The sequence below is a fragment of the Actinomadura sp. KC216 genome, from assembly GCF_004348535.1.
Lineage (GTDB): Bacteria > Actinomycetota > Actinomycetes > Streptosporangiales > Streptosporangiaceae > Spirillospora.
The window spans coordinates 1-14,408 of sequence record NZ_SMJX01000218.1 but is presented as its reverse complement, the minus strand read 5'-3'; the positions used below and the strand labels follow the sequence as shown (position 1 = coordinate 14,408).

Here is a 14,408-nt window from a genome sequence, read left to right as displayed (position 1 = left end):
GGGCAAGACCCGCCTGGGCATGCAACTGGCCGAGTCACTGCCGATCGAGGAATGGGAATGTCAGCCGGTCAGGCCCGGCGATGAAGTGGCGGCGGTGAAGGCGGCCGATCGGGTCGGGCAGCGGGTGTTGTTCCTGGTCGACTACGCCGAGACCCGTCCTGGCCTGGCGGCGATGCTGACCGAGGTGGCGGCGCGGGAGGCGGCGGGACGTGCACGCGGGTTGCGGGTCCTCTTGCTGGCCCGGCAGGCGGGTGAGTGGTGGACCTCGCTGGACACCGAATCGGACGCGACGCGCGAACTGGCCGCGCGAACCCCGGTGATGGAACTGGCGGCGGCACTGGATGACAGGCGCGATGGCCTTCAGGTGATCGAGGAGGCGTTGCCGTTCTACGCGGCGGCGCGGGGACGTCCCGTCCCGCAGGTGAGTTTCACCGTGGAGTCGTCGGAGCCGATGCCGGTGCTGATGCTGCATGCGACGGCGCTGGTGGCGGTGCTGGACGACGAGCGAGGGACGTCCGGGGGACGGGCGGCGGCCGATCTGGGGGTGCTGGATCGGCTGCTCGGGCATGAGCGCCGATTGTGGGACAAGGCGGCCCGGCGGGCCGGGCTGGCCATGCGGTTGTCAGTGCTGGAGCAGGTCATGGCGGCCGCTGTGCTCTTGCTAGACCCGGAGGGGGACGAGTCGTCCCTGCGGGCGGTGGTCCGGCGGGTGCCGGACCTCGTGCGTGCTGACGAGGAGCGGGTGGGGGCCGTGGTCGGCTGGCTGCGGCAGCTGTACCCGGTCCAGGGCGGGCGCGTGGAGTGGCTGGGTCCTGATCTGCTGGCTGAGCGGCATGCCACCGATCAGTTGGCCGCGCATGAGCTATTGCGGCGCGCCTGTTTCTCCGGCCTGGCGTCGTCTGAGGCGGTGCGGGCGTTGACGGTGCTGACGCGTGCGTGTGCTCATCATGAGCGCGCCTCCGGGGTGATCGAGCAGGTGTTGCGGCAGAACCTGGTGGGGTTGGCGGACGCGGCGATCGTGGTCGCGGCTCAGACCGGTACCCGGCTCGGTGACCTGCTGGCAGGCGTCCTGAAGGACGTTCCGGCCAAGCTGGAGGATCTTCAAGGCATAGCGAAGAAGATGCCTCACTCCACGGTGGCGCTGGCGACGGCGAAGGCGGTGGCCACCCAGCGGGTGCGGGAACTCCTGCCGGCCGACGCCGATCCCGCGGCTGTCGCCGCATCGAGCAGGAACCTGGCGATGGCTCTCGCCCAACTGGGGCGATGGGAGGAGGCGTTAGAGGCGATCACCCAAGCGGTCCAGATCCGCCGACAGCTGGCCGAAACCCGTCCCGACGCGTTCCTCCCCAAGCTGACGATCTCGCTGAACACCCAATCCGTCTGCTTGTCCAACCTGGGGCGACGGGAGGAGGCGTTGGAGGCTATCACCGAAGCCGTCACGACCTATCGCACTCTGGCCGAAACCCGCTCCGATGCCTTCCTGCGCGACCTGGCCATGTTGCTGAACAACCAATCCGGCAGCCTGTCGGACTTGGGGCGATGGGAGGAGGCGTTGGAGGCGATCAGCGAGGCCGTCAGGATCTATCGCGCTCTGGTCGAGGCCCGTCCGGATGCCTTCCTGCCCGATCTGGCCATGTCGTTGAACAACCAATCCGGCCGCTTGTCGGAGTTGGGGCGCCATGAGGAGGCGTTGGAGGCCATCACTCAAGCGGTCGAGATCCGGCGGCGGTTGGTCGAGGCCCGTCCGGATGCCTTCCTGCCCGATCTGGCCATGTCGTTGAACAACCAGTCCAACCGCTTGTCGGAGTTGGGGCGCCATGAGGAGGCGTTGGAGGCCATCACTCAAGCGGTCGAGATCCGGCGGCGGTTGGTCGAGGCCCGTCCGGATGCCTTCCTGCCCAACCTGGCCATGTCGCTGAACAACCAGTCCAACCACTTGTCGAACCTGGGGCGGCGGGAGGAGGCGTTGGAGGCGATCAGCGAGGCCGTCACGATCTATCGCGCTCTGGTCGAAGCCCGTCCCGACGCCTTCCTCCCCGACCTGGCCAGGTCGCTGCACAACCGATCCAAACACCTGGGGAGACTGGGACGGCAGGAAGAAGCACTTCGCAGCATCGCTGAGGCGTTGGAGATCCGTCAGCGTCTGGCCAGGGCACGTCCGAGCGTGCATCAAGCCGAGCTTGACCAGTCTCAACAAGTCAAGGCGTGGCTGGAGAACTTGCCGAACCGATGAGCGGGCTCATGTGATGGGGCAGCGTTTCCAGGAGAACTCGTAGACCTCTTTTCCGTCCAGGGTCATGTAACTGGGCTTGGACGGGTCGGAGGTGCCGAGGTCGACGTGCACGCCGGCGGAGATGTTGAAGTTGCGCTGCTCGCCGCACGGGCTGTACTTCGGGTTCTCGTCGATGATGACGGTTCGCCATGGGCCGGAGAATGGGCCATTACGCGTTACTGTCTTCGCTTCCGGTTTCGGCTCGCCCTGGAAGTAGGTCGATACCTTCACGGTGCCCGAGGCGCCGGGCTCCAGGTGCGCGGTGCCGCTGTATCCGAACGACCTGATGCCGTAGGAGTAGCCCTGCGGAACGTGAACCTTCAGGTTGATCTGGCAGGTCTTCCGAGCGTCCGCCGGGTTCGAGGTGCCACCCGCGTCGGCGCGCATGCCGCTCCGTGTAATGGTGAAGGTGCTGGAGTCTGCCGAAAGGGCGATCGCTACCGTCCCGATCGGGCAGCCTGTGCCGTTGACCGTCACCACATCGATGGTCACCCCCTTCGGTGGGGGATCGGCGACCGCGGCGGTGGAGGCCAGGGCGGGCAGGGCGATCGTCGCGGCCATCGCCGCGAGGACCGTGCGTCCGGGGTTCATCTTGGGCAGCCTTCCAGATTGGGCGAGGGCGAATGCCGTGCCTGCGGCGCGGCATTGCCGTGATGATCCTGGCGGGCCCGGAAAAGCTCTGTCAGACTAATTCTGGCCAATAAGAGTGTCAATGTTAATTGACGTTCTGTTCTCTTTAACTTTTGACGCCATGCGGTGGGTTGCGCCGCCCCCGCCTCCCGGTCGACGCGGGCCGCGCCGGAAAACGGTTTGACGGTGGGGGTGGGCGTGTGGGTACGGTGCGTTCGTCGTCGTAGATCGTGAGGACACGCGCGTGAACACGCCCGCTATTTCTCTCTGACCCGTATCACCAGCGCTTTGTAGGCCGACCTCTGTCGGTCTCTGCCGGGCTGCCCCGGCTCTTTAGCGTTCCTGGCCGTCCGAGCGCGGCCTTGTATCAGGGCTTAGAGAGATCGTGTCTTCACAACCCAATAATGAATGTTTCGCGCTGTCCTGGGCGGTGCGGAGTGTCCGCCTGCCTTTGTTGTCTTTGCGGTGTCTGGAGTGCGGGGCGACGACGAGCACGGCTGAAAGGCGGATGTTCCGCGTCAACGCCAACAAGAAGCTCCTCGACGTGTGGCTGCTCGCCGACTGCGTTCGCTGTGGGGCGACCACGAAGATCGCGGTTCACGAACGTGTTCCGGTGCGCTCGGTCGATCGGCTGCGTGCGTTCGAGGACAATGACCCCCGTCTCGTCGAGCGGGTGCTCCTGGACCCGCGGGTCGCGCGCCGCAACCGGTTCACCCTGGATTGGGACGGTGCGTGGCATCTCGATGCTCCGGAGGTGCCGCCGCTCGACGCGGACTGGCCGGTGTGCGTCGAGGTCGCGTTCGAGGCTCCCGTCCCGCTCCGGCCGGATCGGCTGATCGGGCGGGGGCTCGGGCTCAGCAGGAGCGCCATCGAGCGCCGCGTCAAATGCGAGATCGCACTCACGCGCAAGACGAGCCATGCGTTCACCTTCGTCCTCCTTCCCCGGCTCTAGGGGGTGCGCGATGCGACCTCTGAGGAGTCAAAGGTGGGTCAGCACGTTGACCACGCGGCCATTGGGGTCGCGGACGAAGAACCGGCGCACTCCCCACTCCTCGTCCTGCAAGGGGTGGACGATCTCCGCGCCGCGCTCCAGCATCAGTGCGTAGACCGCCTCAACGTCGTCCACCTCGACGCTCATGTCGGGCACGACCGGCGCGGTCTTGTCATGGGTCATGAAAGTGACCTGCGCCGTGGGGTTGGACGGAGAGGCGAGCGTCACGACCCAGCCGTGGTCCATGACCTCCTCGAACCCCAGGCGGCCGTAGAAGTCGCGGCTCTCTTCGATGGCCTCTGATCGGATATCGGGCATGACCCGGCGGATGGACATGGGCGACTCCTCCTGCTGATAGGCGAGGGCGAACGTGCCCCTGATTATGTCCAGCGGCGACACAAGCCCAACCGAACGAATGACCAGAAGTTGCCACGGATCGTAGTTGAATGAATGCACTGGGTAAGTAGCGGTCGGGTCGCACCGGGCGGCCCACCGAACCTATGGAGGGAACGTGCATCGGTTCACTGCTCTCACCGCGCTGCGGAAGGCGAAGACCCGTGTCAGGGCGCTCGCCGCGGCCGTCGCGGTCGCCGTCGTCGCGCCGCTGACGGTCGCCACCGCCACGCCCGCCCACGCCGACACGGCGGCCTACTTCGTGTTCACCGACATCACCCGCGAGGAGGCCGTCCTCAAGCTCACCGACCCGGCCAAGATCCAGCACGCCCGGGAGCTGGTCAACGGAGAGACCGACGAGAGGCCGCACGTCGTCGGACGGATCATCAAGCGCCAGGCGGACTACAACCCGCGCTGGAGCTACCACTACAACCCTGACACGATCGACTTCTTCGACGTCGCCATCGAGGTCTGCGACGCCACCATCCCCTACGTCGAGGACCACCTGGACGAGGCGGGCGGCGCGTTCCTGCCCGGCCTGATCTGGTGCCCCTGGACGTCCCGCCTGGTCAGGGAGATCCCCGCGCCGTAGCCGTTCGTGGCTCGGCATCGCACTCACTCGCCCAGGGGCCTGGCAGGACGGGCCCCTGGGCGTACACCGTTCTGCCCGGCAGAGTGGCGCACGATGGACGCCGCCCGTCGTGTGATGATCAAGTCGTAGCACCCCGTGATCTCTTCACGACCTACCGGAGGTATCTCGTGTACCAGATGACGAACAAGGGCCCGCGAGCGATCGCAGGAGCCGTGGTCCTGGCCTTATCCACGCTGCTGGTCATGGCAGCCGCCGTCCGTCCGGCCGACGCCGCTCCGACGACCGCCGCCTACTTCGTCTTCACCGACATGGCGAGCGAGGACGAGGCCGTCATCAAGCTCACCGACCCCGCCGAGATCCAGCACGCCCGCGACCTGATCAGCGGGTCCGCCACCGACAACCCGCAGGTCATGGGCAAGATCGTTAAGCAGCCGGCGTCGTACAACCCGGGCTGGAGCTACCACCTCGACCCGTCGACGATCCAGTTCTTCGAGATCGCCACCGAGGTCTGCGACGCGTCCATCGCCTACGTCGAAGAGCACCTCGACGAGGCGGGCGGCGCGTTCCTGCCCGGCCTGACCTGGTGCCCCTGGGGCTCGCGCGTGATCAGGGAGATCCCCGCGTAGCCGTCGCCTGTTAGGTGCCCGGGGGCCGAGTCGGGCTCCCGGGCTTCGGCCATTGAGGGCTCAGCGGGTCACCGGCGTCTCCTGCTGCACCCGCGACAGCTTCTCGGGGTTGCGCACGTAGTAGCAGCCGCTGACCAGGCCGTCGTCGAACCGCATGGCGAGCACCCCGTCGAGTTCCCCGTCCAGCCGGACGAGCAGGGCCGGGCCGCCGTTGATCTGCACAGGCTCGACCGTCATGACGGCGCCGACCCTGGTGAGGCCCGCGGTGAACAGGCGGGCGACCTTGTCCGCGCCCACGACGGGCTGCAGCACGGCCTGCTTGACCCCGCCGCCGTCCCCGATCACGACCACGTCCGGCGCGAGGACGTCGAGCAGGCTCTGCACGTCGCCCGTCTCGACCGCCCGCTGGAACGCCTCGAACGCGTCCCGCGTCTCGTCCGGCGAGGTCGCCCCGCGCGGGCGGCGCGCGGCGACGTGGGCGCGCGCCCGGTGGGCGATCTGCCGGACGGCGGCCGGGTTCTTCTCCACCGCGCCCGCGATCTCGTCGTAGTCGAAGGCGAACACCTCGCGGAGCACGAACACCGCCCGCTCCAGCGGCGTGAGCGTCTCCAGCACCAGCATCATCGCCATCGAGACGCTTTCGGCGAGCTCGACGTCCTCCGCCACGTCGGGCGAGGTCAGCAGCGGTTCCGGCAGCCAGGAGCCGACATAGGTCTCCTTGCGGCGGCCGAGCGTCCGCAGCCGGGTGAGCGCCTGGCGGGTGGTGATCCGGACCAGGTAGGCGCGCGGATCCCGCACCGAGCCGAGGTCGACGGTCGTCCAGCGCAGCCAGGTCTCCTGGAGGACGTCCTCCGCGTCCGCGGCCGAGCCGAGCAGCTCGTAGGCCACGGTGAACAGCAGGTTGCGGTGGGCGACGAACGCCTCGGTGGCGGCGTCCGGACGGCCGTCGCCGCCGGTGGGCGGTTCTGCGGGCTCGTTCATGGACGGCTCCTTCCCCGTTCGATCTCGGTCGTCCCACGCGCACAAGACGCCGGTCCCAATGGTGCTGTGACATGCGTGTTCGGTGATCCACGTCACGTGACCAGGCACGTCACAGGGATCGGGCGGCCGGCATCTCCATGGCGTCAGGACGCCGCGCGGACGATCCGCGCGGCATCCGATCTCGTGAACGAGGAGAAGCCATGGAAACCCGTATCGACCTGATGACCAACGACTTCGGCGCCAAGTTCTCCAAGCGGTTCGCCGCCGCCGGGCTGCTGATCCACCAGTCGCCGCTGCCGAGGTCCACGCAGGAACTGGTGTCGCTGCGCACCAGCCAGATCAACGGCTGCGGCTTCTGCGTCGACGTCCACACCAAGGAGGCGGCGGCGGGCGGCGAGATCGCGGTCCGGCTCAACCTGGTCGCCGCCTGGCGCGAGTCCGCCGTGTTCACCGAGGCGGAGCGGGCCGCGCTGGCGCTCGCCGAGGAGGGCACCCGGCTCGCGGACGCCCACCACGGCGTGTCGGACGAGACCTGGGCCGAGGTGTGCAAGCACTACGACGACGATCAGGTCGCCGCGCTGGTGTCCCTGATCGCCCTGGTCAACGCGGCCAACCGGACGGGCGTGATCACGCGCATGAAGGGCGGCGCGTACGAGCCCGGCCAGTTCGACGACTTCACCAAGAACTGAGACCGTCCGGCCCCGGCCCGTCGCGCTCCTTCAGGCGGTGCGGCGGCGGGCCCTTTCCTTCAAATGCTCTGGCAGGGCGTCGATCGGCAGCAGTCGCGGCAGCAGATCGGGTTCGCCGGTCAGGGCACGGAAGGCGACGGCCACGGTCAGGTCGTGCTCGGGCCGGTACACCATCTCGACGGCGTCGCCTGGGCGGATCGCGCCTGGCTCGATCACGCGCAGATAGGCGCCGGGACGAGCCGCCTGGGTGAACCGTTTGATCCAGCCCTCTTCGTCCAGCCACCCCTGGAAGGTGCGGCAGGGGATCCGCGGGCAGCTCACCTCCAGGACGACCGCGGAGCCCAGCCGCCACCTCTCGCCGATCAGGGCGCCGTTGACGTCGATCCCGGTCGTGGTGAGGTTCTCGCCGAAGACGCCGTCGGGCAGGTCCCTGCCGAGTTCGTCCTGCCAGAAGTCGAGGTCTTCGCGCGCGTAGGCGTAGACGGCCTGGTCGGGGCCGCCGTGTCCGGGGCTGAACGTCCTGTCGCCGGCCAGGCCGACCGCTCCCGGTGCGGTGGGTTCGGGAGCGGCGACCATGACCGGGCCGTCGACCGGCCGCTTGTCGATGCCCGTTGTCGGGTCCTGGTTCCAGGGGTTGGTCCGGGGCTTGCCGATGTTGACCGAAAGCAGCATCACGATGCGACGATACGTCGCGGCCGGGTCTGCTTCGGCGCCGGTGGGGCCGGGATCATCTGCGACCGCCGAATTCCCAGTGGTGGATCTCGACGGTCTCGTAGAAGCCGTTCCGGGAGTAGGGGTCGTCCGCCATCAGGGTCTCGGCGGCGGCCCGGTCCGGGAGTTCGGCCATCAGGGCGGTGCCCGCCCATTCGGTGCCGTCTTCGGAGAAGAGCGGGCCGTAGCCGATGAGGCGGTCGCGGTAGCCGCGATCGAGGTGTTCGCGATGCGCCTCGTCCAGGGAAGCGTGCGACGCGGCCGCCTCCGGCTTGGCGTGCGCGAGGATCAGGAAGCGCCGGTATCCGGGAACCGCACCGGTGAACTGCCACATCGTGCGGCCGAGGACGTTCCGCCACCGGCGGATGAGGACCTCACGGTAGACACCGGCCTTGTAGTTGGGCTCGTCGAACGCGAATTCCTGCGCGGCGGCCGAATCGGGCAGGCCGACGATGTGCAGGCTGCCGGTCGCCTCCTCGCCGTCCGGGGTGAGGGTGGGGCCGCGCGCGATCATCGTCTCGGCGTAGCGGTCCATGAACGACCAGTGGTCTTCGATCAGTTCCGAACGGAGGGGGCCGCTGCCGGGACGGTCACGGCAGTAGAAGAAATACTCCACGTTGAATCGTACCAACGGCCGCGTCCCCCTCATTTGGCCGCTTCGGGTGTCTTGACGCAGGTCAGGGGCGGTGCGAGCGTGGAAATGATGGTGAAGGGGGACCCATCATGTTGGAGATCAAGAGCATCGACAAGCCGGACGACCGGCGTGACATGCCGAGGGCTCACCTCGAACTCGTGAACCTTTCCGGGCTGGTGTTCGGCAAGGCGACGTTCGAGCCCGGCTGGCGCTGGACGGAGTCGGTCAAGCAGATCGCAGGGACGGACCTCTGCCAGGTGCACCACAACGGCTACGTCGTCCATGGGCGGATGCGCATCCGCACCGAGGACGGAGCCGAAGGGGAGGTCGGCCCCGGCGACGTGTTCGTCGTCTCGCCCGGCCATGACGCGTGGGTCGTCGGGGACGAGCCGTGCATAGCCTTCGACTTCGGCGGCGGCATCGGCGAATACGCGAAGGCCGGCGCCTGACCTGTAGGCGATCAGGGATTGAGGACGGCGAACAGGCCGCGGTTCTGCTCGCCGTTCGATGAGTGCCATTGGGCCGTGACGGAGCCCAGGGCCTTGGGCGTCGTCGTCTCCTGATCCTTGCGGAGAACGCGCACGATCCGGATGGTCAGTGCGCCGTGAGGCTCGGTCTGCACCGCGATGTCCGTGCCGTCCGGGGTGTCCTCGGTGGAGGTCAGCGCGGCCATAGACGCGGCCTTGCCGGCGGTGAAGTCGCTGATGACGGACGGGTCGGGAGTGTCGCTCTGGCTCTGGTGCTGCGGCTCGGCCCGGCCCTGGAGCAGGGCGAGGATCTGGCCGACGGCCACCGGGTCGCGGGTGGCGTCGTACACCCAGCGGCGTCCGAGCACGCCGTGCTCGGACGTGCCGATGAGCGCGTCCTCGGCCCCGTCGAGCGGCGCGCCGCGGTAGGTGGCCGGGACGTGGTAGGCGACGGGGGCGCCGCCGGAGGTGTCCGTGACCACCATGAACTCGATCCCGACCTCGCCGTCCGGGTCGTCGAGCCGGAAGCCTCCGGCCCTGGACAGCTCGGGCCCGTCCGGCGAGCCCGCGTACCACGGCCGTCCGGGCAGCCATGCCGCGAGCAGGTCCAGCTTGCCGGGGGTCATCGTGGTGTTGTGGATGAAGGCCATGGGGCCGAATCTATCCCGGCGGTGATCATCGCAATTGTCCACACCCGGGCGAGGTGATGACTGTCGCGTCTGGGCCTGGACACCGCCGGAATTCGGAGAAAGATCGATGCGTGGTCACTAACGCATCCCCCGCTGATCGTTCATCCTCCGCCGATCCGACGCCTGCCACGTCCACCGCGCCTGCCACGTCCACCGCGCCTGCCACGTCCAGCCGCAGGACGTTCCTGTCCCTGTCCACGGCGGCCGCCGCCGTCACCGCGAGCGCCGGGGCCGGTGTCGCGCTGACCGCCGCGCCCGCCGGGGCGGCGGCGAAGGAGCGGACCTGGCCGGACGGGCCCGGCAAGCCCGTCACCGGCCAGCGGCCGGACGCCGAGCTGCGCGCCCTGCTCCGCGAGATCGACCAAGACCGCGTGGAGGCCAACGTCCGGAAGCTGGTCAGTTTCGGTACCCGGCACACGCTGTCCGCCCAGGACGATCCCGAGCGCGGCATCGGAGCCGCCCGCGACTGGATCCTCGCGGAGATGAAGCGGTACGCCGCCGCGTCCGGCGGGCGGATGACCGCCGAGCTGCAGTCCTACGTCCAGGAGCCGGGGCCGCGCATCCCGGTCGCGACCCGCATCACCAACGTGGTCGCGACGCTGCGCGGCTCGGCGAGCCCGGACCGGATCTACGTGGTGTCCGGCCACTACGACTCGCGCGTCACCGACGTCATGAACGCCACCGCGGACGCGCCCGGGGCCGACGACGACGCGTCCGGCGTGGCGGTCGTCATGGAGCTGGCCCGGGTGATGGCGAAGCGCCGCCCGGAGGCCACCCTCGTCTTCACCGCCGTGGCGGGCGAGGAGCAGGGCCTCTACGGGGCCAGGTACCAGGCGAAGCAGTACAGGACGGCCAACGCCGACGTGCAGGGCATGTTCACCAACGACATCGTCGGCAGCAGCACCGCCGACGACGGCACCCGCGACCCCCGTTCGCTGCGCCTGTTCGCCGAGGGCGTGCCCACCGCCGAGTCACCGGGCGAGGGCGATGTGCGGCGCGCGGTCGGCGGCGAGAACGACTCCGCGTCCCGGCAGCTCGCCCGGTTCGTCTCGTCCGTCGCCGACAACGACGCGACCGGCATGCGCGTCCGGATCATCTACCGCCGCGACCGCTACCTGCGCGGCGGCGACCACATCGGCTACCTGGAGCAGGACTACCCGGCCGCCCGCTTCACCGAGCCCCACGAGGACTTCGCCCACCAGCACCAGGACGTCCGCGTCGAGGACGGCAAGCAGTACGGCGACCTGCCCGAGTTCTGCGACTTCGCCTACATCGCCCGCGTCGCCAAGGTGAACGCCGCCGCGCTGTGGTCGCTCGCGCAGGCGCCCGGGACGCCGAAGAACGCCCGCGTCCGCACCAGCGAGCTCACCAACGACACCGAGCTGGTCTGGGACCGCGGCACCGAACCCGACCTCGCCGGGTACGAGGTCGTGTGGCGGGAGACGACCAGCCCCGACTGGACGCACGTCATCCCCGTCGGGAACGTCACCGGGGTCAGGATCGACCTGTCCAAGGACAACGCGTTCTTCGGCATCCGCGCCGTCGACCGCGACGGGCATCGCAGCCCCGTCGCGTTCCCCGTCCCGGGCTGAGCCGACCTAGTGTGACGGCGCGTCGAGGAGGAGCGCGAAGCCGTCGTGGAGGCGCGCCATGCCGAACTCGAAGAGCTGCTCGTAGGAGAAGTCGAAGGTCTTCTCGTCGAGATCGGCCATGGTCGGGAAGGCGCCGCTGCTCAGGACGCGTATCAGCGTCGGCGACTGCTGCTCCCAGAACTCCTCGCTGCTGAGGCCCGTCCGCGCCTCGGCGCGCAGCTCGCTGATGTGGCTGCGCGCCAGGGCGTGGACGAAGTCGTACTGGATGCCGATCATCATCATCAGCGTCCGGTCGTCGGGGCCGAAGGCGCGCATCCGGCCCATGAGGCTGTCGAGCCCGCGCAGGGTGTTGGGACCGAGGAGCGGACGGCTCTGGTCCACGAACGGGTACCAGGGATGGTCCATGCAGAGCCGCCAGTGGCCGCGGGCGTCGGCGGCCATGACCTCGCGCCAGCCGCCCGCCTCCACCTCGCCCCCGCACTCATGCGCGGCGGAGGGCGTGACGACGTAGTCGAGCATGAGGTCCAGCAGCTCGCTCTTGCCCGGGACGTAGCGGTACAGCGACATCGTCCCGACGCCCAGATGGGTCGCGACGCGGCGCATCGACAGCGCTTCGAGCCCCTCGGTGAGGGCGATCCCGTCGGCGACCTCGACGGCCGCCGCGACGATCCGGTCGACGCTGAGCCCGGGCGGGCGGCCGCGCGCCGGGCGGGCCCGGTCGCCCCACAGCAGCTTCAGGCTGCGTCCGAGGTCGCGCTCGTCGCCGTGCTCCGTTGCCATCGTGCGTCCTGCTCTTCCCGTGTGCGGCGCCGCCCGCCGCTGCCCGGGACATGACGCTATCGCGTGGGTTCTGCTCGACTTCGAGTATAGTGTACGCTAATTTGCGTAGGGCATACGCGAAATGGGAGGCGGCATGCCGGACAACGCGATCCTCGCCGAGGGGGTCCGCAAGAACTATGGAGAGAAAAGGGCACTGGACGGCTTCGACCTCGCCGTGCCGAGCGGCATGGTCTACGGGCTGCTCGGCCCGAACGGCGCGGGGAAGACGACCGCCGTGCGCATCCTGACCACGCTCGTCCGGCTGGACGGCGGCCGCGCCGAGGTCGCCGGGCTGGACGTCGCCACCCGGCCCCGGCACGTGCGCCGCCGGATCGGGCTCGCGGGCCAGCACGCGGCGCTGGACGAGGTCCTGACCGGACGGCAGAACCTGCGCATGTTCGGCCGCCTGTTCCACCTGGGCAAGAAGCGCGCCGCCGAGCGCGCCGAAGAGCTGCTGGCCCGCTTCGACCTGATGGACGCCGCCGACAAGGGCATCAAGGAGTACAGCGGCGGGATGCGCCGCCGCCTCGACCTCGCGGCCAGCATGATCCTCGCGCCGGACGTCCTGTTCCTGGACGAGCCGACCACCGGCCTCGACCCGCGCGGCCGCAACGAGGTCTGGGACTCGGTCCGCTCGCTCGTCGCGCAGGGCACGACCGTCCTGCTGACCACGCAGTACCTGGACGAGGCCGACCAGCTCGCCGGGCGCATCGCCGTCCTCGACCGCGGCAAGGTCATCGCGGACGGCCCGCCCGAGTCGCTGAAGCGCCTCATCGGCGGCGACCGGATCGAGGTCGTGGTCAGCGACCCGGCGAACCTGTCCGCCGCGGGGGCGATCGTCGCGCGCGTCGCGTCCGCCCAACCGGAGGTCGAGGAGGCGGCGGCGCGCGTGCACGCGCCCGTCACCGAACGGGTGGCCGCGCTGACCGAGGTCGCCCGGACGCTCCAGGACGACGGCATCGGCGTCGAGGACATCGCGCTGCGCCGCCCCACCCTCGACGAGGTGTTCCTGCGCCTCACCGGCCACCGCGCCGAGAGCGAACCATCGGACAAGGGCAAGGAGAAGGCGAACAAGAAGGAGAAGGTGACATCGTGACCGTCCAGGCCAAGACCACCGCCGATGACGACGCGCTCGGCGCGCGGCTCTACTGGGCGGCGGCCGACTGCTGGACGATCGTCCTGCGCGGCCTGACCCACTACGTCCGGCAGCCGAGCAACATCGCCTGGCAGCTCGGGTTCCCGATCGTCTCCGTCCTGCTGTTCGGCTACGTGTTCGGCAGCGCGATGTCCGTCCCGGGCGGCGGCGACTACCGCGAGTTCCTGATGCCGGGCATGTTCGGCATGACGATGGCGATGGGATTCATGAACACCGCGTACGCCGTCGTGTACGACAGCTCCCGCGGCGTCACCGACCGGTTCCGGTCGATGCCGATGTCGCCGTCCGCCGTCGTCACCGGGCGCGGCGTCGGCGACCTGATCGGCGCGTCCCTCGACCTCGTCGTGCTGGGGCTGACGGCGCTCGCGATCGGCTGGCGCTCCAGCGGCGGCCTGCTCGACACCCTCGCCGGGTTCGGGCTCCTCCTGCTGCTGCGCTTCGCGCTGATCTGGATCGGCGTCCTGCTGGGCCTGCTGGTCCCCAACGAGGAGGCGGCCGGAAGCCTGTTCGCGATCGCCTTCCCCTTCGCGATGATCTCCAGCGCGTTCGTGGCGCCGTCCCTCATGCCGGACTGGCTCGGCACGATCGCGATGTGGAACCCGGTCTCCGCGACCGTGACGGCGTGCCGCGAGCTGTTCGGCAACCCGGCCGCCGTCGGCGACACCTGGATCGAGCAGCACGCCATGCTGATGTCGATCGTCTGGCCGATCGTCATCACGGCGGTCTTCCTCCCCCTCGCCGTCCGCCGCTACCAGAACCTGAGCCGCTGACGCGCCGCACCCTGTGAACCTGGGAGCGAGCCTGCACGTCGGTGATGTAGTGGCCGACAGGGGAGAGGCGGGGCGGCGTGCAGGCTTGGCTCAGCGTGGAGGGACCGCCGGACGGGGACGAGCTGACCTCCCTGTACCGGTGGCTGTCGCAGGACGCGGACGTCCGCCGGGACGCGAAGGTGACGGTCGTCCCCGCACCTTCGCAGCCCGGCGACATGGGCGGCGGGCTCGAACTGGTGAACGTCGTGCTGAGCAACGGCATCGCGCTCAGCAGCCTCGTCGTCGCCGTGGTGTCCTGGGTCGGGTCACGGCGATCGTCGCGTCCGGTGGTGCGGATCGAGTACGACGGCGTGTCGGTCACCATCGACGCCGACTCCCCGGACGCGGCCAAGGACG

General features: G+C 69.3%; 17 protein-coding genes. 10 read left to right on the top strand and 7 right to left on the bottom strand.

Going from position 1 to position 14,408, the window contains the following annotated elements; translation table 11 throughout:
* Window positions 1-2,233 (top strand): tetratricopeptide repeat protein (locus E1264_RS29710; protein ID WP_207936402.1); only part of this gene is annotated, 2,233 nt, incomplete at its 5' end.
* 6 nt (window positions 2,234-2,239) lie between these two features.
* Here the strand turns inward: E1264_RS29710 and E1264_RS29705 are convergent.
* Complete coding sequence (locus E1264_RS29705; protein ID WP_207936400.1) at window positions 2,240-2,863, bottom strand: DUF4360 domain-containing protein; 624 nt, start codon at window positions 2,861-2,863, stop codon at window positions 2,240-2,242.
* A gap of 547 nt (window positions 2,864-3,410) precedes the next feature.
* Here E1264_RS29705 and E1264_RS29700 point away from each other — a divergent pair.
* Window positions 3,411-3,854, top strand: coding sequence for a DUF1062 domain-containing protein (locus E1264_RS29700; protein ID WP_207936398.1), 444 nt, complete (start codon window positions 3,411-3,413; stop codon window positions 3,852-3,854).
* Between the two features lie 27 nt (window positions 3,855-3,881).
* Here the strand turns inward: E1264_RS29700 and E1264_RS29695 are convergent, their stop codons facing one another.
* Window positions 3,882-4,229 (bottom strand): VOC family protein, encoded by a 348-nt coding sequence (locus E1264_RS29695; RefSeq protein ID WP_132178762.1) that lies wholly within the window; start codon window positions 4,227-4,229, stop codon window positions 3,882-3,884.
* Between the two features lie 175 nt (window positions 4,230-4,404).
* Here E1264_RS29695 and E1264_RS29690 point away from each other — a divergent pair, with 175 nt between their 5' ends.
* Together E1264_RS29690 and E1264_RS29685 are read left to right on the top strand one after the other, a co-directional pair.
* Window positions 4,405-4,878, top strand: coding sequence for a calmodulin-binding protein (locus tag E1264_RS29690; protein WP_243711243.1), 474 nt, complete (start codon window positions 4,405-4,407; stop codon window positions 4,876-4,878).
* Between the two features lie 176 nt (window positions 4,879-5,054).
* A complete protein-coding gene (locus E1264_RS29685) occupies window positions 5,055-5,504 on the top strand; it encodes a calmodulin-binding protein (protein ID WP_132178758.1) in 450 nt (149 codons plus the stop codon).
* A 60-nt stretch (window positions 5,505-5,564) separates the two neighbouring features.
* On the opposite strand, the gene E1264_RS29680 is transcribed toward E1264_RS29685, so the two are convergent.
* Entirely contained in the window at window positions 5,565-6,485 is a 921-nt protein-coding gene (locus tag E1264_RS29680; RefSeq protein ID WP_132178757.1) for an RNA polymerase sigma-70 factor, read from the bottom strand.
* Between the two features lie 200 nt (window positions 6,486-6,685).
* Here E1264_RS29680 and E1264_RS29675 point away from each other — a divergent pair, with 200 nt between their 5' ends.
* Complete coding sequence (locus E1264_RS29675; protein ID WP_132178756.1) at window positions 6,686-7,174, top strand: carboxymuconolactone decarboxylase family protein; 489 nt, start codon at window positions 6,686-6,688, stop codon at window positions 7,172-7,174.
* Between the two features lie 30 nt (window positions 7,175-7,204).
* Here the strand turns inward: E1264_RS29675 and E1264_RS29670 are convergent, their stop codons facing one another.
* A complete protein-coding gene (locus tag E1264_RS29670) occupies window positions 7,205-7,846 on the bottom strand; it encodes an MOSC domain-containing protein (protein WP_207936404.1) in 642 nt (213 codons plus the stop codon).
* A gap of 55 nt (window positions 7,847-7,901) precedes the next feature.
* A complete protein-coding gene (locus tag E1264_RS29665; protein ID WP_132178754.1) occupies window positions 7,902-8,501 on the bottom strand; it encodes a YciI family protein in 600 nt (199 codons plus the stop codon).
* 107 nt (window positions 8,502-8,608) lie between these two features.
* Between E1264_RS29665 and E1264_RS29660 the strand changes: the two genes are divergently transcribed.
* A complete protein-coding gene (locus tag E1264_RS29660; protein WP_132178753.1) occupies window positions 8,609-8,968 on the top strand; it encodes a cupin domain-containing protein in 360 nt (119 codons plus the stop codon).
* Window positions 8,969-8,979: 11 nt separating this feature from the next.
* Here E1264_RS29660 and E1264_RS29655 read toward each other — a convergent pair whose 3' ends face one another.
* A complete protein-coding gene (locus E1264_RS29655; RefSeq protein WP_132178752.1) occupies window positions 8,980-9,636 on the bottom strand; it encodes a 1,4-alpha-glucan branching protein in 657 nt (218 codons plus the stop codon).
* 110 nt (window positions 9,637-9,746) lie between these two features.
* Between E1264_RS29655 and E1264_RS29650 the strand changes: the two genes are divergently transcribed.
* The gene (locus E1264_RS29650; RefSeq protein WP_207936390.1) at window positions 9,747-11,267 is read left to right on the top strand and encodes a M20/M25/M40 family metallo-hydrolase; all 1,521 of its coding nucleotides are present in this window, start codon (window positions 9,747-9,749) and stop codon (window positions 11,265-11,267) included.
* A gap of 6 nt (window positions 11,268-11,273) precedes the next feature.
* Here the strand turns inward: E1264_RS29650 and E1264_RS29645 are convergent, their stop codons facing one another.
* Window positions 11,274-12,047 carry a TetR/AcrR family transcriptional regulator gene (locus E1264_RS29645; RefSeq protein ID WP_132178750.1) on the bottom strand — a complete coding sequence of 258 codons (774 nt, stop codon included), beginning with the start codon at window positions 12,045-12,047 and terminating at the stop codon, window positions 11,274-11,276.
* A 133-nt stretch (window positions 12,048-12,180) separates the two neighbouring features.
* Between E1264_RS29645 and E1264_RS29640 the strand changes: the two genes are divergently transcribed.
* The 3 genes from E1264_RS29640 to E1264_RS29630 form a co-directional block, all read left to right on the top strand.
* Window positions 12,181-13,182 carry an ATP-binding cassette domain-containing protein gene (locus E1264_RS29640; protein ID WP_132178749.1) on the top strand — a complete coding sequence of 334 codons (1,002 nt, stop codon included), beginning with the start codon at window positions 12,181-12,183 and terminating at the stop codon, window positions 13,180-13,182.
* Window positions 13,179-14,012, top strand: a complete 834-nt coding sequence (locus E1264_RS29635; RefSeq protein WP_207936379.1) for an ABC transporter permease — start codon at window positions 13,179-13,181, stop codon at window positions 14,010-14,012. The genes E1264_RS29640 and E1264_RS29635 overlap by 4 nt, the downstream gene beginning before the upstream one ends.
* A 77-nt stretch (window positions 14,013-14,089) precedes the next feature.
* Window positions 14,090-14,408: hypothetical protein (locus tag E1264_RS29630; protein ID WP_132178747.1), on the top strand; the 319-nt coding region annotated here is incomplete at its 3' end.

Excerpts from the sequence above, each read along its gene's own strand:
- E1264_RS29705 (WP_207936400.1), bottom strand. The coding sequence starts at position 2,863 with ATGAACCCCGGACGCACGGTCCTCGCGGCGATGGCCGCGACGATCGCC.
- E1264_RS29700 (WP_207936398.1), top strand. The coding sequence starts at position 3,411 with ATGTTCCGCGTCAACGCCAACAAGAAGCTCCTCGACGTGTGGCTGCTC.
- E1264_RS29695 (WP_132178762.1), bottom strand. The coding sequence starts at position 4,229 with ATGTCCATCCGCCGGGTCATGCCCGATATCCGATCAGAGGCCATCGAA.
- E1264_RS29685 (WP_132178758.1), top strand. The coding sequence starts at position 5,055 with ATGACGAACAAGGGCCCGCGAGCGATCGCAGGAGCCGTGGTCCTGGCC.
- E1264_RS29680 (WP_132178757.1), bottom strand. The coding sequence starts at position 6,485 with ATGAACGAGCCCGCAGAACCGCCCACCGGCGGCGACGGCCGTCCGGAC.
- E1264_RS29675 (WP_132178756.1), top strand. The coding sequence starts at position 6,686 with ATGGAAACCCGTATCGACCTGATGACCAACGACTTCGGCGCCAAGTTC.
- E1264_RS29670 (WP_207936404.1), bottom strand. The coding sequence starts at position 7,846 with ATGCTGCTTTCGGTCAACATCGGCAAGCCCCGGACCAACCCCTGGAAC.
- E1264_RS29660 (WP_132178753.1), top strand. The coding sequence starts at position 8,609 with ATGTTGGAGATCAAGAGCATCGACAAGCCGGACGACCGGCGTGACATG.
- E1264_RS29655 (WP_132178752.1), bottom strand. The coding sequence starts at position 9,636 with ATGGCCTTCATCCACAACACCACGATGACCCCCGGCAAGCTGGACCTG.
- E1264_RS29645 (WP_132178750.1), bottom strand. The coding sequence starts at position 12,047 with ATGGCAACGGAGCACGGCGACGAGCGCGACCTCGGACGCAGCCTGAAG.
- E1264_RS29640 (WP_132178749.1), top strand. The coding sequence starts at position 12,181 with ATGCCGGACAACGCGATCCTCGCCGAGGGGGTCCGCAAGAACTATGGA.